Source organism: Methylopila sp. Yamaguchi (assembly GCF_002897035.1).
In the GTDB taxonomy this organism is placed as follows: domain Bacteria; phylum Pseudomonadota; class Alphaproteobacteria; order Rhizobiales; family Methylopilaceae; genus Methylopila.
In genome coordinates, this window is the sequence record NZ_BAUX01000012.1 from 56,881 (window position 1) to 70,599 (window position 13,719).

Below are 13,719 nucleotides of genomic sequence, written 5' to 3' on the forward strand. Positions count from 1 at the left end.
CGCACCTGCGGATCGGTCGCCATGCCCTCGCCTCTCGTCGATGTCGACGCCCGCAAAACCCGGGTCCGCTCTTGGTTCGAGTCGCTCCGCGACCAGATCCACGCCTCGTTCGAGGCGCTCGAGGACGAAGCGCCGGGCGACGGGCCCGCCGGCCGGTTCGAGCGCACGCCCTGGTCGCGCAAGGACCACACCGGGGCCGACGGCGGGGGCGGCGTGATGGGCATCATGAAGGGCCGGCTGTTCGAGAAGGTCGGCGTCCACTGCTCGACCGTGTTCGGGGAGTTCGCGCCCGAGTTCCGCAAGGACATCCCTGGAGCGATGGAGGCGCCCGGCTTCTGGGCCTCGGGCATCTCCCTGATCGCGCACCCCCTGAACCCAAACGTGCCGACCGTGCACATGAACACCCGCTTCGTGGTGACGAGCCGCGCCTGGTTCGGCGGCGGCGCCGACCTCACGCCCGTGCTCGACCGGCGGCGCACGCAGGACGATCCCGACACCATCGCCTTCCACGCGGCCTTCGAGCGCGCCTGCGAAGGCCATGCGGTGGCCGACTACGACCGTTACAAGGCGTGGTGCGACGAGTACTTCTTCCTCAAGCATCGCAACGAGCCGCGCGGGATCGGCGGCGTCTTCTACGACTGGCTGGACAGCGGCGACTTCGAGGCCGATTTCGCCTTCACCCGCTCGATCGGAGAGCGCTTCGCCGAGGTCTATCCGGAGATCGTCCGGCGCAACGTCGCCAAGGAGTGGACTGAAGCCGACCGCGCGGAGCAGCTGGTGCGCCGCGGCCGCTACGTCGAGTTCAACCTGCTGCACGACCGCGGCACGATCTTCGGCCTGAAGACCGGCGGCAACGTCGCCTCCATCCTGTCCTCGCTGCCGCCCGTCGCCGCCTGGCCCTGAGGCCTGAACTTCACAGCCCCGTTATCAGGCTGGAAAAATGACAGGTCGTGTCGCGGCGGCACTGGCGCGGCGGACGTCGTCGCTTAGTTCGCTCGGGCAACACGCACCCTGGGGGCCGCCGTCATCGCCGCACGTCAACTGACCCGCCTTGCGGCGCTCGGGCTCGTCGCCCTTTGGCTCGGCGCCTGCTCCGGCGTACAGTCCACGCTGGACCCCGCAGGCCGCGAGGCCCGCGATGTCGCGGACCTGTTCTGGGTCATGCTGATCGGCGCGGGCGTCGTATGGACGATCGTGCTTGGCGTCGCCGTCTACGCTACGCGCGTGAAGACCGACGCCCATGAGGAGCACGTCGGCAAACGGCTGATTTTCTGGGGCGGGGTCGTGTTTCCCGTCGTCGTGCTGGCCGCGCTGCTGGTCTACGGGCTGCGGCTGATGCCGGAACTGCGCCAGCCCGGCGAAGGCCTGCGGATCGACGTCGCCGGCGAGCAGTTCTGGTGGCGCGTGCGCTACAGGCCGCAGAACGGCCCGGAGGTCGTGACCGCCAACGAGATTCGCATGCCCGTCGGCGAGCGCGTCGAGTTCGCGCTGACGAGCCCGCATGTGATTCACGCCTTCTGGATACCAACGCTTGGCGGCAAGGTGGACATGATCCCCGGCCGCGAGAACCGACTGGTGCTGGAGGCGGAAAAGCCGGGAACCTACCGCGGCGTCTGCGCCGAGTTCTGCGGCGCGAGCCACGCGCTGATGGCCTTCGACGTCGTCGTGATGGAGAAGCCAGCCTTCGACGCCTGGCTGGCGGCCCAGGCCGCGCCGCTTCCCACTGCTACCGGCGATCTCGCGCGTGGCCGCGACTTGTTCCTGCAGAACGGCTGCGGCGCCTGCCATGCGGTGGCCGGAATCGAGGCCAGGGGCGAGGTCGGGCCAAACCTCAGCCGCTTCGGCGCCCGCAAGACGCTGGGCGCGGGCGCGCTGCCCAACACCGCCGAGAACGTCGTCCGCTTCATCGCCGAGACTGACAAGGTCAAGCCGCGCGTGACCATGCCCTCCTACCCCGCCTTGCCGCGCGACGACCTGACGGCGATCGCGGCCTATCTGGGGAGCCTGAAGTGAAGGGGGTTCTGGGTGTTTCTCTCGTCCACCCTGCCCTCTCCGAGGGAGGGAGAAGAGCATGACCGACGCCGCGCTCGCCTCGCCTCAGGACGATCCGGAGGTCCGCAAGGGCCAGGAGGAACGGCTCGAGAAGGTCTGGGAGACGCCGAAAGGCGTGCGCTACTGGTCGGCCGTGAACAATTCCGAGGTCGGGATCTGGTACACGGGGACTGCGCTGTTCTTCTTCCTGTTCGCGGGTGTGCTGGGGCTGCTTATCCGCGCGCAGCTCGCCGTCCCCGACAACGATTTCCTCTCCGCCACCTTCTACAACCAGGTCTTCACGCTGCACGGCACGGCGATGATGTTCCTGTTCGCGATCCCGATCTTCGAGGCGGTCGCGATCCTGATCCTCCCCGAGATGCTGGGCGCGCGCGACCTGCCGTTCCCCCGGCTGTCCGCCTTCGGCTACTGGAGCTTCCTGCTCGGCGGCGTGTTCGTCTGCGGGTCGATCTTCTTTAACGCGGCGCCCGACGGCGGCTGGTTCATGTACCCGCCGCTGACCACCGACGAGAAGCAGACGGGCATCGGCGCCGACGTCTGGCTGCTGGGGCTGTCGTTCATCGAAGTCGCGTCCATCGCAGCCGCGGTGGAGCTCATCGTCGGCACGTTGAAATGCCGGCCGCCGGGCATGCGCATCAACCTGATGCCGCTCTACGCCTGGTACGTGCTGGTCGTCGCCGGCATGATCCTGTTCGCCTTCCCGCCGCTGATCGCTGGCGACATCCTGTTCGAACTCGAGCGGATGTTCGGCTGGCCGTTCTTCGATCCCGCCAAGGGCGGCGACCCGCTGCTGTGGCAGCACCTGTTCTGGATCTTCGGCCACCCCGAGGTCTACATCATCTTCCTGCCCGCGATCGCGCTGCTCGCGATGATCGTGCCGACCTTCGCGCAGCGCCCGATCCTCGGCTATTCGTGGATCGTGCTGGCCGCCGTGGGCACCGGCTTCCTGTCGTTCGGCCTGTGGGTCCACCACATGTTCACGACCGGGTTGCCCGCGATCTCGCTGGCCTTTTTCTCGGCGGCGTCCGAGGCGGTCGCCATTCCGACCGGCGTGCAGATCTTCGTGTTCCTGGCGACGCTGCTCGCGGGACGGGTGATCTACTCCGTGCCGATGCTCTACGCCGTCGGCGCGCTCGCGATCTTTGTGTTCGGCGGCCTCACCGGGGTCATGGTCGCGCTCGCGCCGTTCGATTGGCAGGCGCACGACAGCCACTTCGTGGTGGCCCACCTGCACTACACGCTGATCGGCGGCATGTTCTTCCCGCTGATCGCGGGCATCTACTACTACTACCCCTTCGTGATGGACCGCCGGCTGTCGGACCGGCTCGGCAAGATTGGCTTCTGGCTGCTGTTCGTCGGCTTCAACGTCACCTTCCTGCCGATGCACATCACGGGCCTGCGCGGCATGCCCCGCCGCGTGTTCACCTACGCCGAGGGCCTCGGCTTCGAAACGCTGAACATGGTGTCGACCGTCGGCTCCTTCGTCTTCGCAGCCGGCGTGCTGGTGGTGGGCTGGGACATCCTGCGGCCGAAGTCGAAGGAGCCCTACGCGCCGCGCAACATGTGGAACGCCGGCACGCTGGAGTGGCTGTCGGAAAACCCTGGCAAGGAATGGGGCGTGCGGACGGTGCCGGTCGTCACCACGCGCTACCCGCTCTGGGACCAGCCGAACTTCATGCGCGACTATGACGAGGGTCGGTTCTACCTGCCCGACGCCGAGGAGGGGAAACGCGAGACGCTCATCACCTCGGTGCTCGACGCCCGGCCGATCCAGTGCCTCCGCGTGCCGGGCAACACCTTCATCACCATGGGCGCGGCCTTCCTCACCGGCGGCGCCTTCATCGCCGCAACCTTCTACGCCTGGACGTTGACGATCGGCTTCTCGATCGCGGCGCTGATCGCGATCCTGATCTGGCTCTGGACCGGCACCGCGATCATCCCGGAGAAGAAGGAGAAGGACGTCGGACTCGGGTTGAAGCTCCCGCTCTATGTCTCCGGCCCGGACTCGGTCGGCTGGTGGGCGATGTTCATCACGATGATCGGCGACATGTCGGCCTTCGCGAGCCTGATCTTCGGCTATTTCTTCTACTGGACAATCCACGCCAGCGGCTTCCCGCCGTCCGACGCCGCCGGGCCGGGCCTGCTGTGGCCGTTCACGGCGCTGGGGCTGACGGTCGCGGCTTGGGGCGCGATGCTGCTCGGGCGCCGGGCGAACGCCGCCGACCGGCCGCTGTCGCTCCGTCTGTGGCTGAGCGTCTCTGGGATCCTCGCGGTCGGCGGCGGCGCGGCGCTGCTGTGGGGCCCGCACACGACCGGCCTCGACCCAACCTCCCATGTGTACCCGGCGACCGTGTGGGTCATCGCGATCTGGACCGCGGTCCATGTTGGCGTCGGCGTAATCATGACGCTCTACTGTCTGGCGCGCTCGGTCGGCTCCAAGCTGACGACGGAGCACGACATCGACATCCACAACGTCGTGCTGTTCTGGCACTTCGTCCTGATCACCATGGCGGTCAGCGTCGCGACCATCGCCCTGTTCCCGCTGGTGGCGCGATGATCGCCTCGACCCGCGCGAACCTGATCACCCTCGTCACCGCGCCCACCGTGTGGGCGCTGCACTTCCTCGTCTCCTACACCGCGGCCGCCGGCTACTGCGCCAAGACCATGGCGGACGCGCGGGTGATGACCGGCGCGGCATGGCCGGACATCACCATCGCTCGCCTTGTGATCCTCGTCGCGACCGTGGTCGCCGTCGCGATCATCGCGCTCTGCACGCGGCAGGCCTGGGGCCACTGGCGGAGCGGCGACGTGGACCCGCCGTTCGACGAGCCGAGCTTCGAGGGCCGGCAGGGCTTCCTCGGCTTCGCCACGCTGCTGCTGTGCGGGCTTTCGGTCGTGGGCGTGATCTTCGTCGCGCTGCCGGCGGTGTTCATCGGAGACTGCCGATGAACCGCAAGCTTCTCCTCGGGACTGGTATCGCCGTGCTCGCGCTCGCCTGGGCGCCGCAGACCAGCGCGCTGATCGGCCACGGCTTCACCGGCCACATGATCCGGCACATGGGCGTGGTCGCGCTCGCCTCGCCGCTGATCGCGCTCAGCGTCGCGGGCTCCCGCTACGATCTCTCGGCCCGCCACTCGCTGCTGTTCGCGGCCGTTCCGGCCTCGCTGGTCGAGTTGGTCGTGGTGTGGGGCTGGCATACGCCGGCCGCCCACGATCTCGCCCGGGAAAGCGCCCTCGCCTATGTCGGCGAGCAAGCCTCGTTCCTGCTTTCCGGCCTCTGGGTCTGGCTCGCCTGCTTCGGCTACGGCGCGGCGACGAAAACGGGCCGCACCGCCGCGGGGGTCGTGGCGATGTTGCTCACTTCGATCCACATGACGCTGCTCGGCGCGCTCCTCGCCATGAGCGTCCGGCCGCTCTACGCCGCGCATCACCAGGTGAGCGAGGCGCTTACCCTGCTCACCCCCCTCGACGACCAGCAGCTCGGCGGCGTGATGATGCTGCTGATCGGCGGCGCGGCCTATCTCGCCGGCGGCGTCGCTTTGGTCGGCCGGCTGCTCTCCGACGATCGCGCCCCATCGGCGCTCACCCGCGGAGGCCGGCCATGAGCGGGTTTCTCAATCGCGGCGTAGACATCCGCGTGACCCCGAAGCGCGCCGGTCTCGCGGGGATCGCGGTGGTGGCGGCGGGCCTCGCCTTCGGCTGGTCCGGGCTGTTCAACATCTCGGCGAGCACCAAGCACTGGCCGGTGACCGACTGGTTCCTGCACTGGGTGATGATCAACTCAGTGGAGACCTGGTCGATCGGCGTCGAGGTCCCGGACAACCTCGACGATCGCGCGCTGATCGCCCGCGGCGCCGGGCATTACGCAACGGGCTGCGCCTCCTGCCACGGCGCGCCCGGCCGGCCGCGATCCCCGCTCACCGACGTCATGAGCCCGCCGCCGCCTGACCTCGACGCCAAGGTCCCGACCTGGGAGACCGCTCAGCTCTTCACCATCGTGAAACACGGCGTGAAGTTCTCGGGCATGCCGGCCTGGGTCTCGTTCGACGAGCGGGAGGACGAGGTCTGGTCGGTCGTCGCCTTTCTAAAGAAGCTGCCGGGCATGACGCCGGACGAGTACAAGGCGCTCGCCATGGGCGCCGAGACCGATGGCGCGGTGGGCGGGCTGGTGGCGATCGCGCATGGCCCGCAAGGCCGCGGCCCGCGCGAGGACGTGCTGGCCGACTGCGCCCGCTGCCACGGCCGCGACGGCCTCGGCCGGGACGGCGACGCCTTTCCCGTGATCGCCGGCCAGTCGGAGGACTACCTGTTCGACGCGCTGTCGGCCTACGCCGTCGGCAAACGCCACAGCGGCATCATGCAGCCCGCCGCCGCGCGGCTGCCTTATTCCGAGCTCGCGGCGCTCGCCGAGCATTACGCCAACCAGCCCGCCGCCCGCCCGAAGGACGCGCCGACGCCCGATCCGGCCCTGGTGGCCGCGGGCGAGAAGATCGCGCGCGATGGCGTGCGAGCCACCGGCACGCCCGCTTGCCAGTCCTGCCACGGGCCGTCCGCCTCGGCGCGCAACCCCGCTTACCCGTCGCTTAACGGGCAGCACGCGTCTTATCTGGAGACCCAGCTCCACCTCTGGGAGAAGGAGCACGACTCCCGCGGCGGCGGGCCGTTCCGCGAGATCATGCGCAAGGTCGCCTTCCGCATGACGCCGGAGGAGATCCGCGCCGTCGCCGCCTACTACGCTTCTCTCCCGCCGGGGAAGTGAGGGGGTGCGTCGGCGTCCAGCTGACCACGTCGACCCACCGCCGTCATGCTCGGCAAGGCCGGGCATCCACGACTTTCTAAAGATCGTCGAGCTCGACCCCAAAGCCGTAGATACCCGCAAAGACGCGTGCATGACGGTGCGGTTGTGAGCGACGCCGCGTTTATGTCGTAGCGCTTCCGCCTCAAGGCTTCCGATACGACGTCGCCCGGATCGTTAGCTCCGCTCCCGCCGGATCGCGCACGAACACCACGCCGGCCTGCTTCGACGACTTGCGCGCCACGTAGTCGAGGGTGACCTCGGCGCTTTCAAGCACCTCGTCGCCCTGCTTCAGCTCGGCGAGCATCAGGATCTCAGCCGCGGTCGAGGCGCCCTCGTTCTTCGCGGTGAAGCGGACGACATAGCCGCCGGAGCCACGGCTGACGTCGTCGACCGTCGCGACGATCGCGGGCGGGCCGTCCTCGTAGGTCAGCGCCTCGTGCGTAAGGACGCCCAGCACGCCCACCACGATGGCCGCGCCGAGCCCGGCGACGCCCCACTCCAGCCATCCAATTTCGCGCGGGCCTTCCTCAGCCATGTCGGTTCCTTAAACGATGAGCCGCGCGAATGCGGCGCCCACGGCGGCCGGGAAGCCCAGCGTCACGCACAGCCGCAGCGCGGCCTCGACCCCGAGATCGTCGAAGCGGCCGAACGTCCACATCAGGGCGAAGCACACCAGCAACGACAGCGCGTAGCCGACGACGGTGTAGCGCGCGAACAGGCTCCAGAAGCCGGCGCCCTCCGGGTCGACGGGCTCCTGGCCGGCGTACTGCAGCACGTAGACCACCGAGTGCATGGCGGCGAGGGAGACCAGAACGAGAGCGATGGCGTGGAACGGCGTCATCTCCGCGGAGATCAGGTCGACCTCCTCGGTCGGCGCGACGCTGAAGCAGAGGTAGATGGCGCCGGCCGCCATAAACAGCAGCTCGGCCCAATACCCCGCCTCGCGGGCGTGCCGCTCGTCGCTCTCGTCCGCCTTGCCGAACTGGCCCTGCGCGACCACGGCCCCCAGGCTCGCCGGCACGCTCTCGATCACGATCGCGCCCATGATCTCGTCGAACGACATCCGCGGTTCGATCAGGCCGAACAGGCTGAGGATCACCGCGGAAGTGACCACGCCGACCGCGAAGGCCACCAGCGCGTCGCGGATGTCGTCGCGCCAGCACGTCGTCTCCTCGAAGCCGATGAAGCGCGACAGGCCGACGAGCAGCGGGATCAGACCTGCGACGAGCGCGAGCAGCCGCCATCGGTCGAGGCTTGCTCCCAGCGACCACATCTCCATGGTCATCAGCACGGGCAGCGAAAACACCGCCGCGCCGCCGACGGCCCGGCCCACGCCCGCGAGGAAGTCAAGCTCGACGTCGCGGCGGGACGGGGTTTGCGCTGGCGCCATAAGATGCAGATTCCGGAGAGCCGCCCACGGACGCGGGCGTCGCCGCTAGATCGCGCGGGCGTGGCCGGCGTCAAGCGGCGAAGCGGCGGGCGGCTTGGATGAGCTCGCGGGTGTAATCCTCGCGCGGGGCCGAAAGAACGGCGCGGCAGGCGCCCTCCTCGACCACCCGGCCGCGGCGCATCACCACCACCCGGTCGCACAGCGCCTCGACCACCGCGAGGTCGTGACTGACGAAGACGAGGCTCAACCCGCCCCCGGCCCGCAGCTCCCTGAGCAGCGCCAACACCTGCGCCTGCACGGAGACGTCGAGCGCCGAGACCGGCTCGTCGAGCACGACGATGCGCGGATCCGCCGAGAGGGCGCGGGCGATGCCGATGCGCTGCAGCTGACCGCCGGAGAACTCGTGCGGGTGGCGGGCGGCGTGCTCCGGCGCGAGGCCGACGCGCGCGAACAGCTCCGCCACGCGCGCCTTTCGCCGGGGCGCGTCCCAGCCCTTCAGCCCGATCATCGGCGCCTCGACGCTGGCCCCCACCGTCTTGCGGGGGTTCATGGCGCTCGCCGGATCCTGGAAGACCATCTGGGCGCGCCGCTGCAGCCGGCGGCGATCTGCCCCGCGGCCGAGATCGAGCGCCTCGCCGTCGAGCGCGAGGTCACCGGCGCTCGGCTGCAGCAGCCCGACCAGCATGCGCGCGAGCGTGGATTTGCCGGAGCCGCTCTCGCCGACGATCCCCAGCGTCTCGCCCGGCCCCAGCGGCAGACTGACGTTGTCGACAGCGACCAGCGCCGGACGTTTCGTCCCGAACCATCCGCCGCCTCCGAAGCGGCGCGTGACGGCGCGGGCCTCCAGCAGCGGCGACGACGCAGCGCGGGCTTCGACACGCCGTCCTCCCTTCGGCTCCTCAGCATGAGGAGGTGGGGAGTCGCCCGGGAGCCTCACCGCGAAACCTCCTCATGCTGAGGAGGCCCGCAGCGCCGTGTCGAAGCACGCACCCCGTCCCCGAACCCTTCCCTCATGCCGCCTCTCCTGAAAGCTCGCGCCAGCGAATGCAGCGCACGCGGCGCCCCTCCATGGCCTCCTCAAGCCCGATCGGGCCGGCGCGGCAGGCGGCCACGGCGTGGTCGCATCGGGGGGCGAAGGCGCAGCCGTCGGGTCGGGCGTCGATCGCGGGCGGGGCGCCGGGGATCGGCGCGAGCGACTTGTCCGGCTGCCCAAGCCGCGGCGCGCAAGCGATCAGGCGGGCGGCGTAGGGGTGCAGCGGCCGCGCGGCGACGACGCGCGCGGGCCCCTCCTCCACGATCTCACCGGCGTACATCACCACGATCCGGTCGCAGAGGCAGGCGACGACGCCGACGTCGTGGCTGACGAAGATCAGCGCGGCGCCGCGCTCGCGGCGAATTCGGGCGAACAGCTCCAGAATTCGTCCTTGCGTCGTGGCGTCGAGCGCCGTCGTCGGCTCGTCCGCGACCAGCACGTCCGGGGCGTTCGCGAGCGCCATGGCGACGCCGACGCGCTGGCGCTGGCCGCCCGAGAGCTCGTGCGGGTAGGCTCGAGCGATCCGCTCGGGGTCCGGCAGGCCCACGTCCGCCATCAGCGCGCTCGCCCGCGTGCGGACCGCCTTCGCCCCTTCACCAGGCGCGGGGCGTATCGCCTCCACGATCTGCGCCTCGATCCGCATCAGCGGGTTCAGCGTCGTCAGCGGATCCTGAAACACATAGGCGATCCGGTCGCCCCTGAGCCGCCGGAGTCTGTCGAGGCCCAGACCCAGCACGTCGGCGCCGCCGATCCGCACCTCGCCGGACACGATCGTCCCCGGCGGCGTCGGCGCGAGGCGCGCCAGCGACAGAGCCGTCACCGACTTGCCTGAGCCGCTTTCGCCCACAATCCCCAACGCCTCGCCGGCCTGAAGCGTGAAGGAGACGTCGCGGATTGCCGGGAAGCTCCCGCGGGGCGTGGCGAAGGCGGTGGTCAGCGCGCGGACGTCGAGGACCGCCGCGGAGTCGTTTGGGCCCGAGCCCGCCCCGGTCATGCCCCGCTCCACCCGCGTCGCCGGCTGCGGGGCGCCGCTCTCGACGCCTTTCATGCGCGGGTCGAGCGCGTCGCGCAGGCCGTCGCCCAGCAGGTTGAGGCCGACAACCAGCACGAACACCACGACGCCCGGCGCGGCCGCGACATGGGGGGCGGCGACCACCACCTTGTGGCCGTCGCCCAGCATGGAGCCGAGGTCGGCCTGCGGCGGCTGCGCGCCGAGGCCGAGAAAGGAGAGGCCCGCGGTCTCAAGGATCATCCAGCCGATCGTCGTGGCGGCGGTGACGATGAGCAGCGGGGCGACGTTCGGCAGCACCTCGCTGAGGAGGATGCGGAGGTCCGAGAATCCGGCGAGGCGGGCCGCGGCCACGTAGTCCTGGCGCACGATCCCGAGCGCCTGCCCCCGAACCGCGCGAGCGAAGAACGGGACGTTTACGATGGCGATGGCGAGCGCGGCGTTGGTCAAGCCCGGCCCAAGCGCCGCGACCACGGCGAGCGCGAGCAAAAGGTAGGGAAAGGCCATCAGTACGTCGACGAGCCGCATGAGGAGGCCGTCGACCCAACGGCCGTAGAAGGCGGCGACGAGGCCGACGGTCCCGCCGACCAGCGCCGCGGCGAGGGTCGCCGCGACGCCGACCGCGAGGCTGACGCGGAGCCCGAAGATCAGCCGCGCGAGGACGTCGCGGCCGAGCTGGTCCGTGCCCAGCAGGTGCCCCGCCGCGCCAAGGGCAGCCAGCCGGTTCGCGGGCTCGGTCGCGTCGGGGTCGGGAAGCGGAAGCAAGGGCGCCGCCAGCGCCAGCGCGGCGAAGACCGCCACCAGGGCGAGGCCCGCAAGCGCGAAGGGCTGGCGCGCGAGCCTCACGAGGACGCTCACGCCTCGAGCCTCGGGTCGAGCGCCGCCTGGGCGAGATCGGCGACGACGTTGATCGCGACATAGAGCGTGGCGAGCGCGAGCACGCCGCCCTGCACCAGCAGGATGTCGCGCCGGCCGATCGCCTCCACCAGCATGCGGCCCACGCCCGGCCACTGGAACACGGTCTCGACATAGACCGCGCCGCCGAGCACGTAGCCCGCCTGCAGTCCGATGACGGGGACGACCGCCACCAGCGCGCTCTTCAGCGCATGGACCGAGATCACCCGGTCCTCCTCGACCCCTTTGGCGCGGGCGGTGCGCACGAAATCCTGCCGCAGCACCTCGAGCATGGCGGCGCGGGTGAGCCGGCCGAGAATCGCCGTCGCGACCACCGCCAGCGTCACGGCCGGGAGCACGAGGTGGCGCAGCAGATCGACGACGCCTCCGCCGCCGAACAGCGCGGACATGCCGCCGGTCGGGAACCAGCCGAGCCCGACCGCGAGCCAGAGGATGAGCAGAAGCCCCAGGAAGAACGAGGGCGTCGAGACGCCGAGCAGCAAAGCGAGGCCGATCGTGCGGTCGACCCAGCCGTTCTGCCGCACGGCGGAGGCGACGCCCGCGGCGAGGCCGAAAAGGACGCTCAGGGTCAGCGCCGCCGCGGCGAGGATCAGCGTGGGGCCGAGCCGCTCCAGCACCTCGTCGAGCACCGGCCGGTCGAGCGCGTAGGAGCGCCCGAGGTCGCCCGTGAGCGCGGCCCCGACCCAGGCGAGGTAGCGGGCGGGCAGCGACCGGTCGAGGCCGAGCTCCGCGTTCAGCCGGGCGACGCTCTCGGGCGTCGCGTAGGAGCCGAGGATGGCGAGCGCGGGATCGCCGGGCACGAGCGCGATGACGAGGAACACGACGACGGTGACGCCGAACAGCACGGGGACCGCGAGCGCGAGGCGGCGGAGCGCATAAGCCGTCATCGCTTCGCCATGCCCTTCAGCTCCAGCAACGAGGACGGCTCCAGCGTCAGGCCCTCGACGCCTCTCGCCGTCACCGCCGTCTGCTTGGCGGAGGCGACGAAGGCCCAGGGCGCGGCGTCGTGCGTCAGACGGTCGATCCGGCGGTAGAGGCCGGCGCGGGCCTCCGCGTCGGTCTCCCCGCGTGCGGCGTCGATCAGCCGGTCGAGCTCCGGGTCGGAGAAGCCGCCGGCGTTGAAGCCGCCCTTGTCGGCGGCCGCCTCCGAACGCAGCGCGAGATAGGGCAGCGTGTCGGGATCGTTGGTGGACCAAGCCATCTCCGCCATCGCGGCGCCCTTCAGGCCGCCGTTGACGCGCGCGAGATAGGCGTTCCACTCGAAGGTCTCGATCGCGACCTTCAGCCCGACGCGCGCGAGATCCGCCTGGATCGCGGTCGCCATGGCGAGCGGCTCCAGCATGCCGGAGCCGCCCTCGGCCGCGAGCAGGGTGAGAGTCGCACCCTGGGCGCCCGCCTCGCGGATCAGCGCGCGGGCGCGCTCCGGGTCATGCGGATAGGGCTCGAGCGCGGGATCGTGCGCGGCGCCGAAGGCGGGCGAGATCGGGCCGGAGGGCACGGTCGCGGCGTTCGACAGCACGTTCTCGACGATCGTCCGCTTGTCGATCGCGAGGTTCACCGCCCGGCGCACACGCACGTCCCGGAGCGGACCCTCGACCGCGTTCAGGATGAGAAACCAGAGGTGGGGCGCCGGGGCCTCGTGGAGAGCGAAGCGCGCGGGGTCGCGGAAGCTTCCGAGCTGATCCGGCGGGACCTCCACCATCAGGTCGATCCCGCCCGCCAGCATCTCGCTCGCGCGGGCGTTGGCGTCCGGGATCGGTCGGAAGGCGATCCGGGCGAGCGACGGCTTGTCGCCCCAGTAGGCCTCGTTGCGCACGAGCGCCACCTGCCGGCCGCTCTCCCAGCGCTCGAACCGGAACGGCCCGGTGCCGACCGGCGCGCGGCCGAACGCCTTGCCCGCGGCCTTCGCCGCGGCCGGCGAGACCATGTAGCCGATAGGGTAAGCGAGATGCGCAAGCAGCGGCGCGTAGGGCTCGTCGAGCCTCAGCCGCACGGTCAGCGGGTCGAGGACCTCCACCGCCATCACCGGCGCGAGGAAGAAGGCCAGCGGGAACGGCCCGGCGTCCGCGCTTGGATGCTTCGGGTCGAGCAGGCGGTCGAGGTTGAACCGGACGGCCTCCGCGTCGAAGGGAGTCCCGTCGTGGAAGCGCACGTCCGGGCGGAGATGGAAGGTGTAGGCCCGCCCGTCGTCGGAAATCTCCCAGCGTGCGGCCAAGGCCGGGGCGGGCTCCAGCGATCCGGGGCGGAAGCGAGTCAGCCCCTCGAACAGGTTGGCGAGGATGCGAAAATCGTTCGCGGCGGTGACCGCCGCCGGATCGAGCGACTTGGGCTCCGCCATCTGCCCCACGACCAGCGTGTCCCTCGGCGTCGCCGTCCGCCCCGGCCCCGTGGCGACGAGCGCGACGACACCGAGCGCGAGGCCGAGAACGCAGATCGTGAAGCCGGTCGCGGCGCGGCCCATGTCCCCTCCCCGTTCGCCTGCACGCCTCCGTTATAGGCCCCGTCGTCCGCTCGTCAGCGGC

Annotated in this window: 12 protein-coding genes; 6 read left to right on the forward strand and 6 right to left on the reverse strand. The window is 70.6% G+C overall.

Annotated features, from left to right (window positions below):
* The first annotated feature begins 21 nt into the window (after nucleotides 1-21).
* The 6 genes from hemF (at nucleotide 22) to METY_RS14575 (ending at nucleotide 6,811) form a co-directional block, all read left to right on the forward strand.
* Nucleotides 22-903 carry an oxygen-dependent coproporphyrinogen oxidase gene (gene hemF / locus METY_RS14550; protein WP_103122118.1) on the forward strand — a complete coding sequence of 294 codons (882 nt, stop codon included), beginning with the start codon at nucleotides 22-24 and terminating at the stop codon, nucleotides 901-903.
* 207 nt (nucleotides 904-1,110) lie between these two features.
* On the forward strand, nucleotides 1,111-2,013 hold the full coding sequence (coxB, locus tag METY_RS14555) for a cytochrome c oxidase subunit II (protein WP_346433160.1): 903 nt from the start codon (nucleotides 1,111-1,113) through the stop codon (nucleotides 2,011-2,013).
* Nucleotides 2,014-2,071: 58 nt separating this feature from the next.
* A complete protein-coding gene (ctaD, locus tag METY_RS14560; protein WP_103122120.1) occupies nucleotides 2,072-4,609 on the forward strand; it encodes a cytochrome c oxidase subunit I in 2,538 nt (845 codons plus the stop codon).
* Nucleotides 4,606-5,001: a hypothetical protein gene (locus METY_RS14565; RefSeq protein WP_103122121.1), complete on the forward strand. Its 396-nt coding sequence runs from the start codon at nucleotides 4,606-4,608 to the stop codon at nucleotides 4,999-5,001. Before ctaD ends, METY_RS14565 begins: the two co-directional genes overlap by 4 nt.
* Entirely contained in the window at nucleotides 4,998-5,657 is a 660-nt protein-coding gene (locus METY_RS14570) for a cytochrome c oxidase assembly protein (RefSeq protein WP_103122122.1), read from the forward strand. The genes METY_RS14565 and METY_RS14570 overlap by 4 nt, the downstream gene beginning before the upstream one ends.
* Nucleotides 5,654-6,811 carry a c-type cytochrome gene (locus METY_RS14575; RefSeq protein WP_103122123.1) on the forward strand — a complete coding sequence of 386 codons (1,158 nt, stop codon included), beginning with the start codon at nucleotides 5,654-5,656 and terminating at the stop codon, nucleotides 6,809-6,811. Before METY_RS14570 ends, METY_RS14575 begins: the two co-directional genes overlap by 4 nt.
* A 181-nt stretch (nucleotides 6,812-6,992) precedes the next feature.
* Here METY_RS14575 and METY_RS14580 read toward each other — a convergent pair whose 3' ends face one another.
* The 6 genes from METY_RS14580 to METY_RS14605 all read right to left on the reverse strand — a co-directional run bounded on the left by METY_RS14580 (nucleotide 6,993) and on the right by METY_RS14605 (nucleotide 13,658).
* Entirely contained in the window at nucleotides 6,993-7,385 is a 393-nt protein-coding gene (locus METY_RS14580) for a TIGR02588 family protein (RefSeq protein WP_103122124.1), read from the reverse strand.
* 9 nt (nucleotides 7,386-7,394) lie between these two features.
* Nucleotides 7,395-8,240: a TIGR02587 family membrane protein gene (locus METY_RS14585; RefSeq protein WP_103122125.1), complete on the reverse strand. Its 846-nt coding sequence runs from the start codon at nucleotides 8,238-8,240 to the stop codon at nucleotides 7,395-7,397.
* Between the two features lie 70 nt (nucleotides 8,241-8,310).
* Nucleotides 8,311-9,177 carry an ABC transporter ATP-binding protein gene (locus METY_RS14590; RefSeq protein WP_244593670.1) on the reverse strand — a complete coding sequence of 289 codons (867 nt, stop codon included), beginning with the start codon at nucleotides 9,175-9,177 and terminating at the stop codon, nucleotides 8,311-8,313.
* Nucleotides 9,178-9,250: 73 nt separating this feature from the next.
* The gene (locus tag METY_RS14595; RefSeq protein ID WP_103122126.1) at nucleotides 9,251-11,140 is read right to left on the reverse strand and encodes a dipeptide/oligopeptide/nickel ABC transporter permease/ATP-binding protein; all 1,890 of its coding nucleotides are present in this window, start codon (nucleotides 11,138-11,140) and stop codon (nucleotides 9,251-9,253) included.
* Complete coding sequence (locus tag METY_RS14600) at nucleotides 11,137-12,084, reverse strand: ABC transporter permease (RefSeq protein ID WP_103122127.1); 948 nt, start codon at nucleotides 12,082-12,084, stop codon at nucleotides 11,137-11,139. The genes METY_RS14595 and METY_RS14600 overlap by 4 nt, the downstream gene beginning before the upstream one ends.
* Complete coding sequence (locus METY_RS14605) at nucleotides 12,081-13,658, reverse strand: ABC transporter substrate-binding protein (protein ID WP_103122128.1); 1,578 nt, start codon at nucleotides 13,656-13,658, stop codon at nucleotides 12,081-12,083. The genes METY_RS14600 and METY_RS14605 overlap by 4 nt, the downstream gene beginning before the upstream one ends.
* Nucleotides 13,659-13,719: the final 61 nt, after the last annotated feature.

Coding starts and splice junctions, on each gene's coding strand:
- METY_RS14580 (WP_103122124.1), bottom strand. CDS start 7,385: ATGGCTGAGGAAGGCCCGCGCGAAATTGGATGGCTGGAGTGGGGCGTC.
- METY_RS14565 (WP_103122121.1), top strand. CDS start 4,606: ATGATCGCCTCGACCCGCGCGAACCTGATCACCCTCGTCACCGCGCCC.
- METY_RS14575 (WP_103122123.1), top strand. CDS start 5,654: ATGAGCGGGTTTCTCAATCGCGGCGTAGACATCCGCGTGACCCCGAAG.
- METY_RS14600 (WP_103122127.1), bottom strand. CDS start 12,084: ATGACGGCTTATGCGCTCCGCCGCCTCGCGCTCGCGGTCCCCGTGCTG.
- hemF (WP_103122118.1), top strand. CDS start 22: ATGCCCTCGCCTCTCGTCGATGTCGACGCCCGCAAAACCCGGGTCCGC.
- METY_RS14605 (WP_103122128.1), bottom strand. CDS start 13,658: ATGGGCCGCGCCGCGACCGGCTTCACGATCTGCGTTCTCGGCCTCGCG.
- METY_RS14585 (WP_103122125.1), bottom strand. CDS start 8,240: ATGGCGCCAGCGCAAACCCCGTCCCGCCGCGACGTCGAGCTTGACTTC.
- ctaD (WP_103122120.1), top strand. CDS start 2,072: ATGACCGACGCCGCGCTCGCCTCGCCTCAGGACGATCCGGAGGTCCGC.
- METY_RS14570 (WP_103122122.1), top strand. CDS start 4,998: ATGAACCGCAAGCTTCTCCTCGGGACTGGTATCGCCGTGCTCGCGCTC.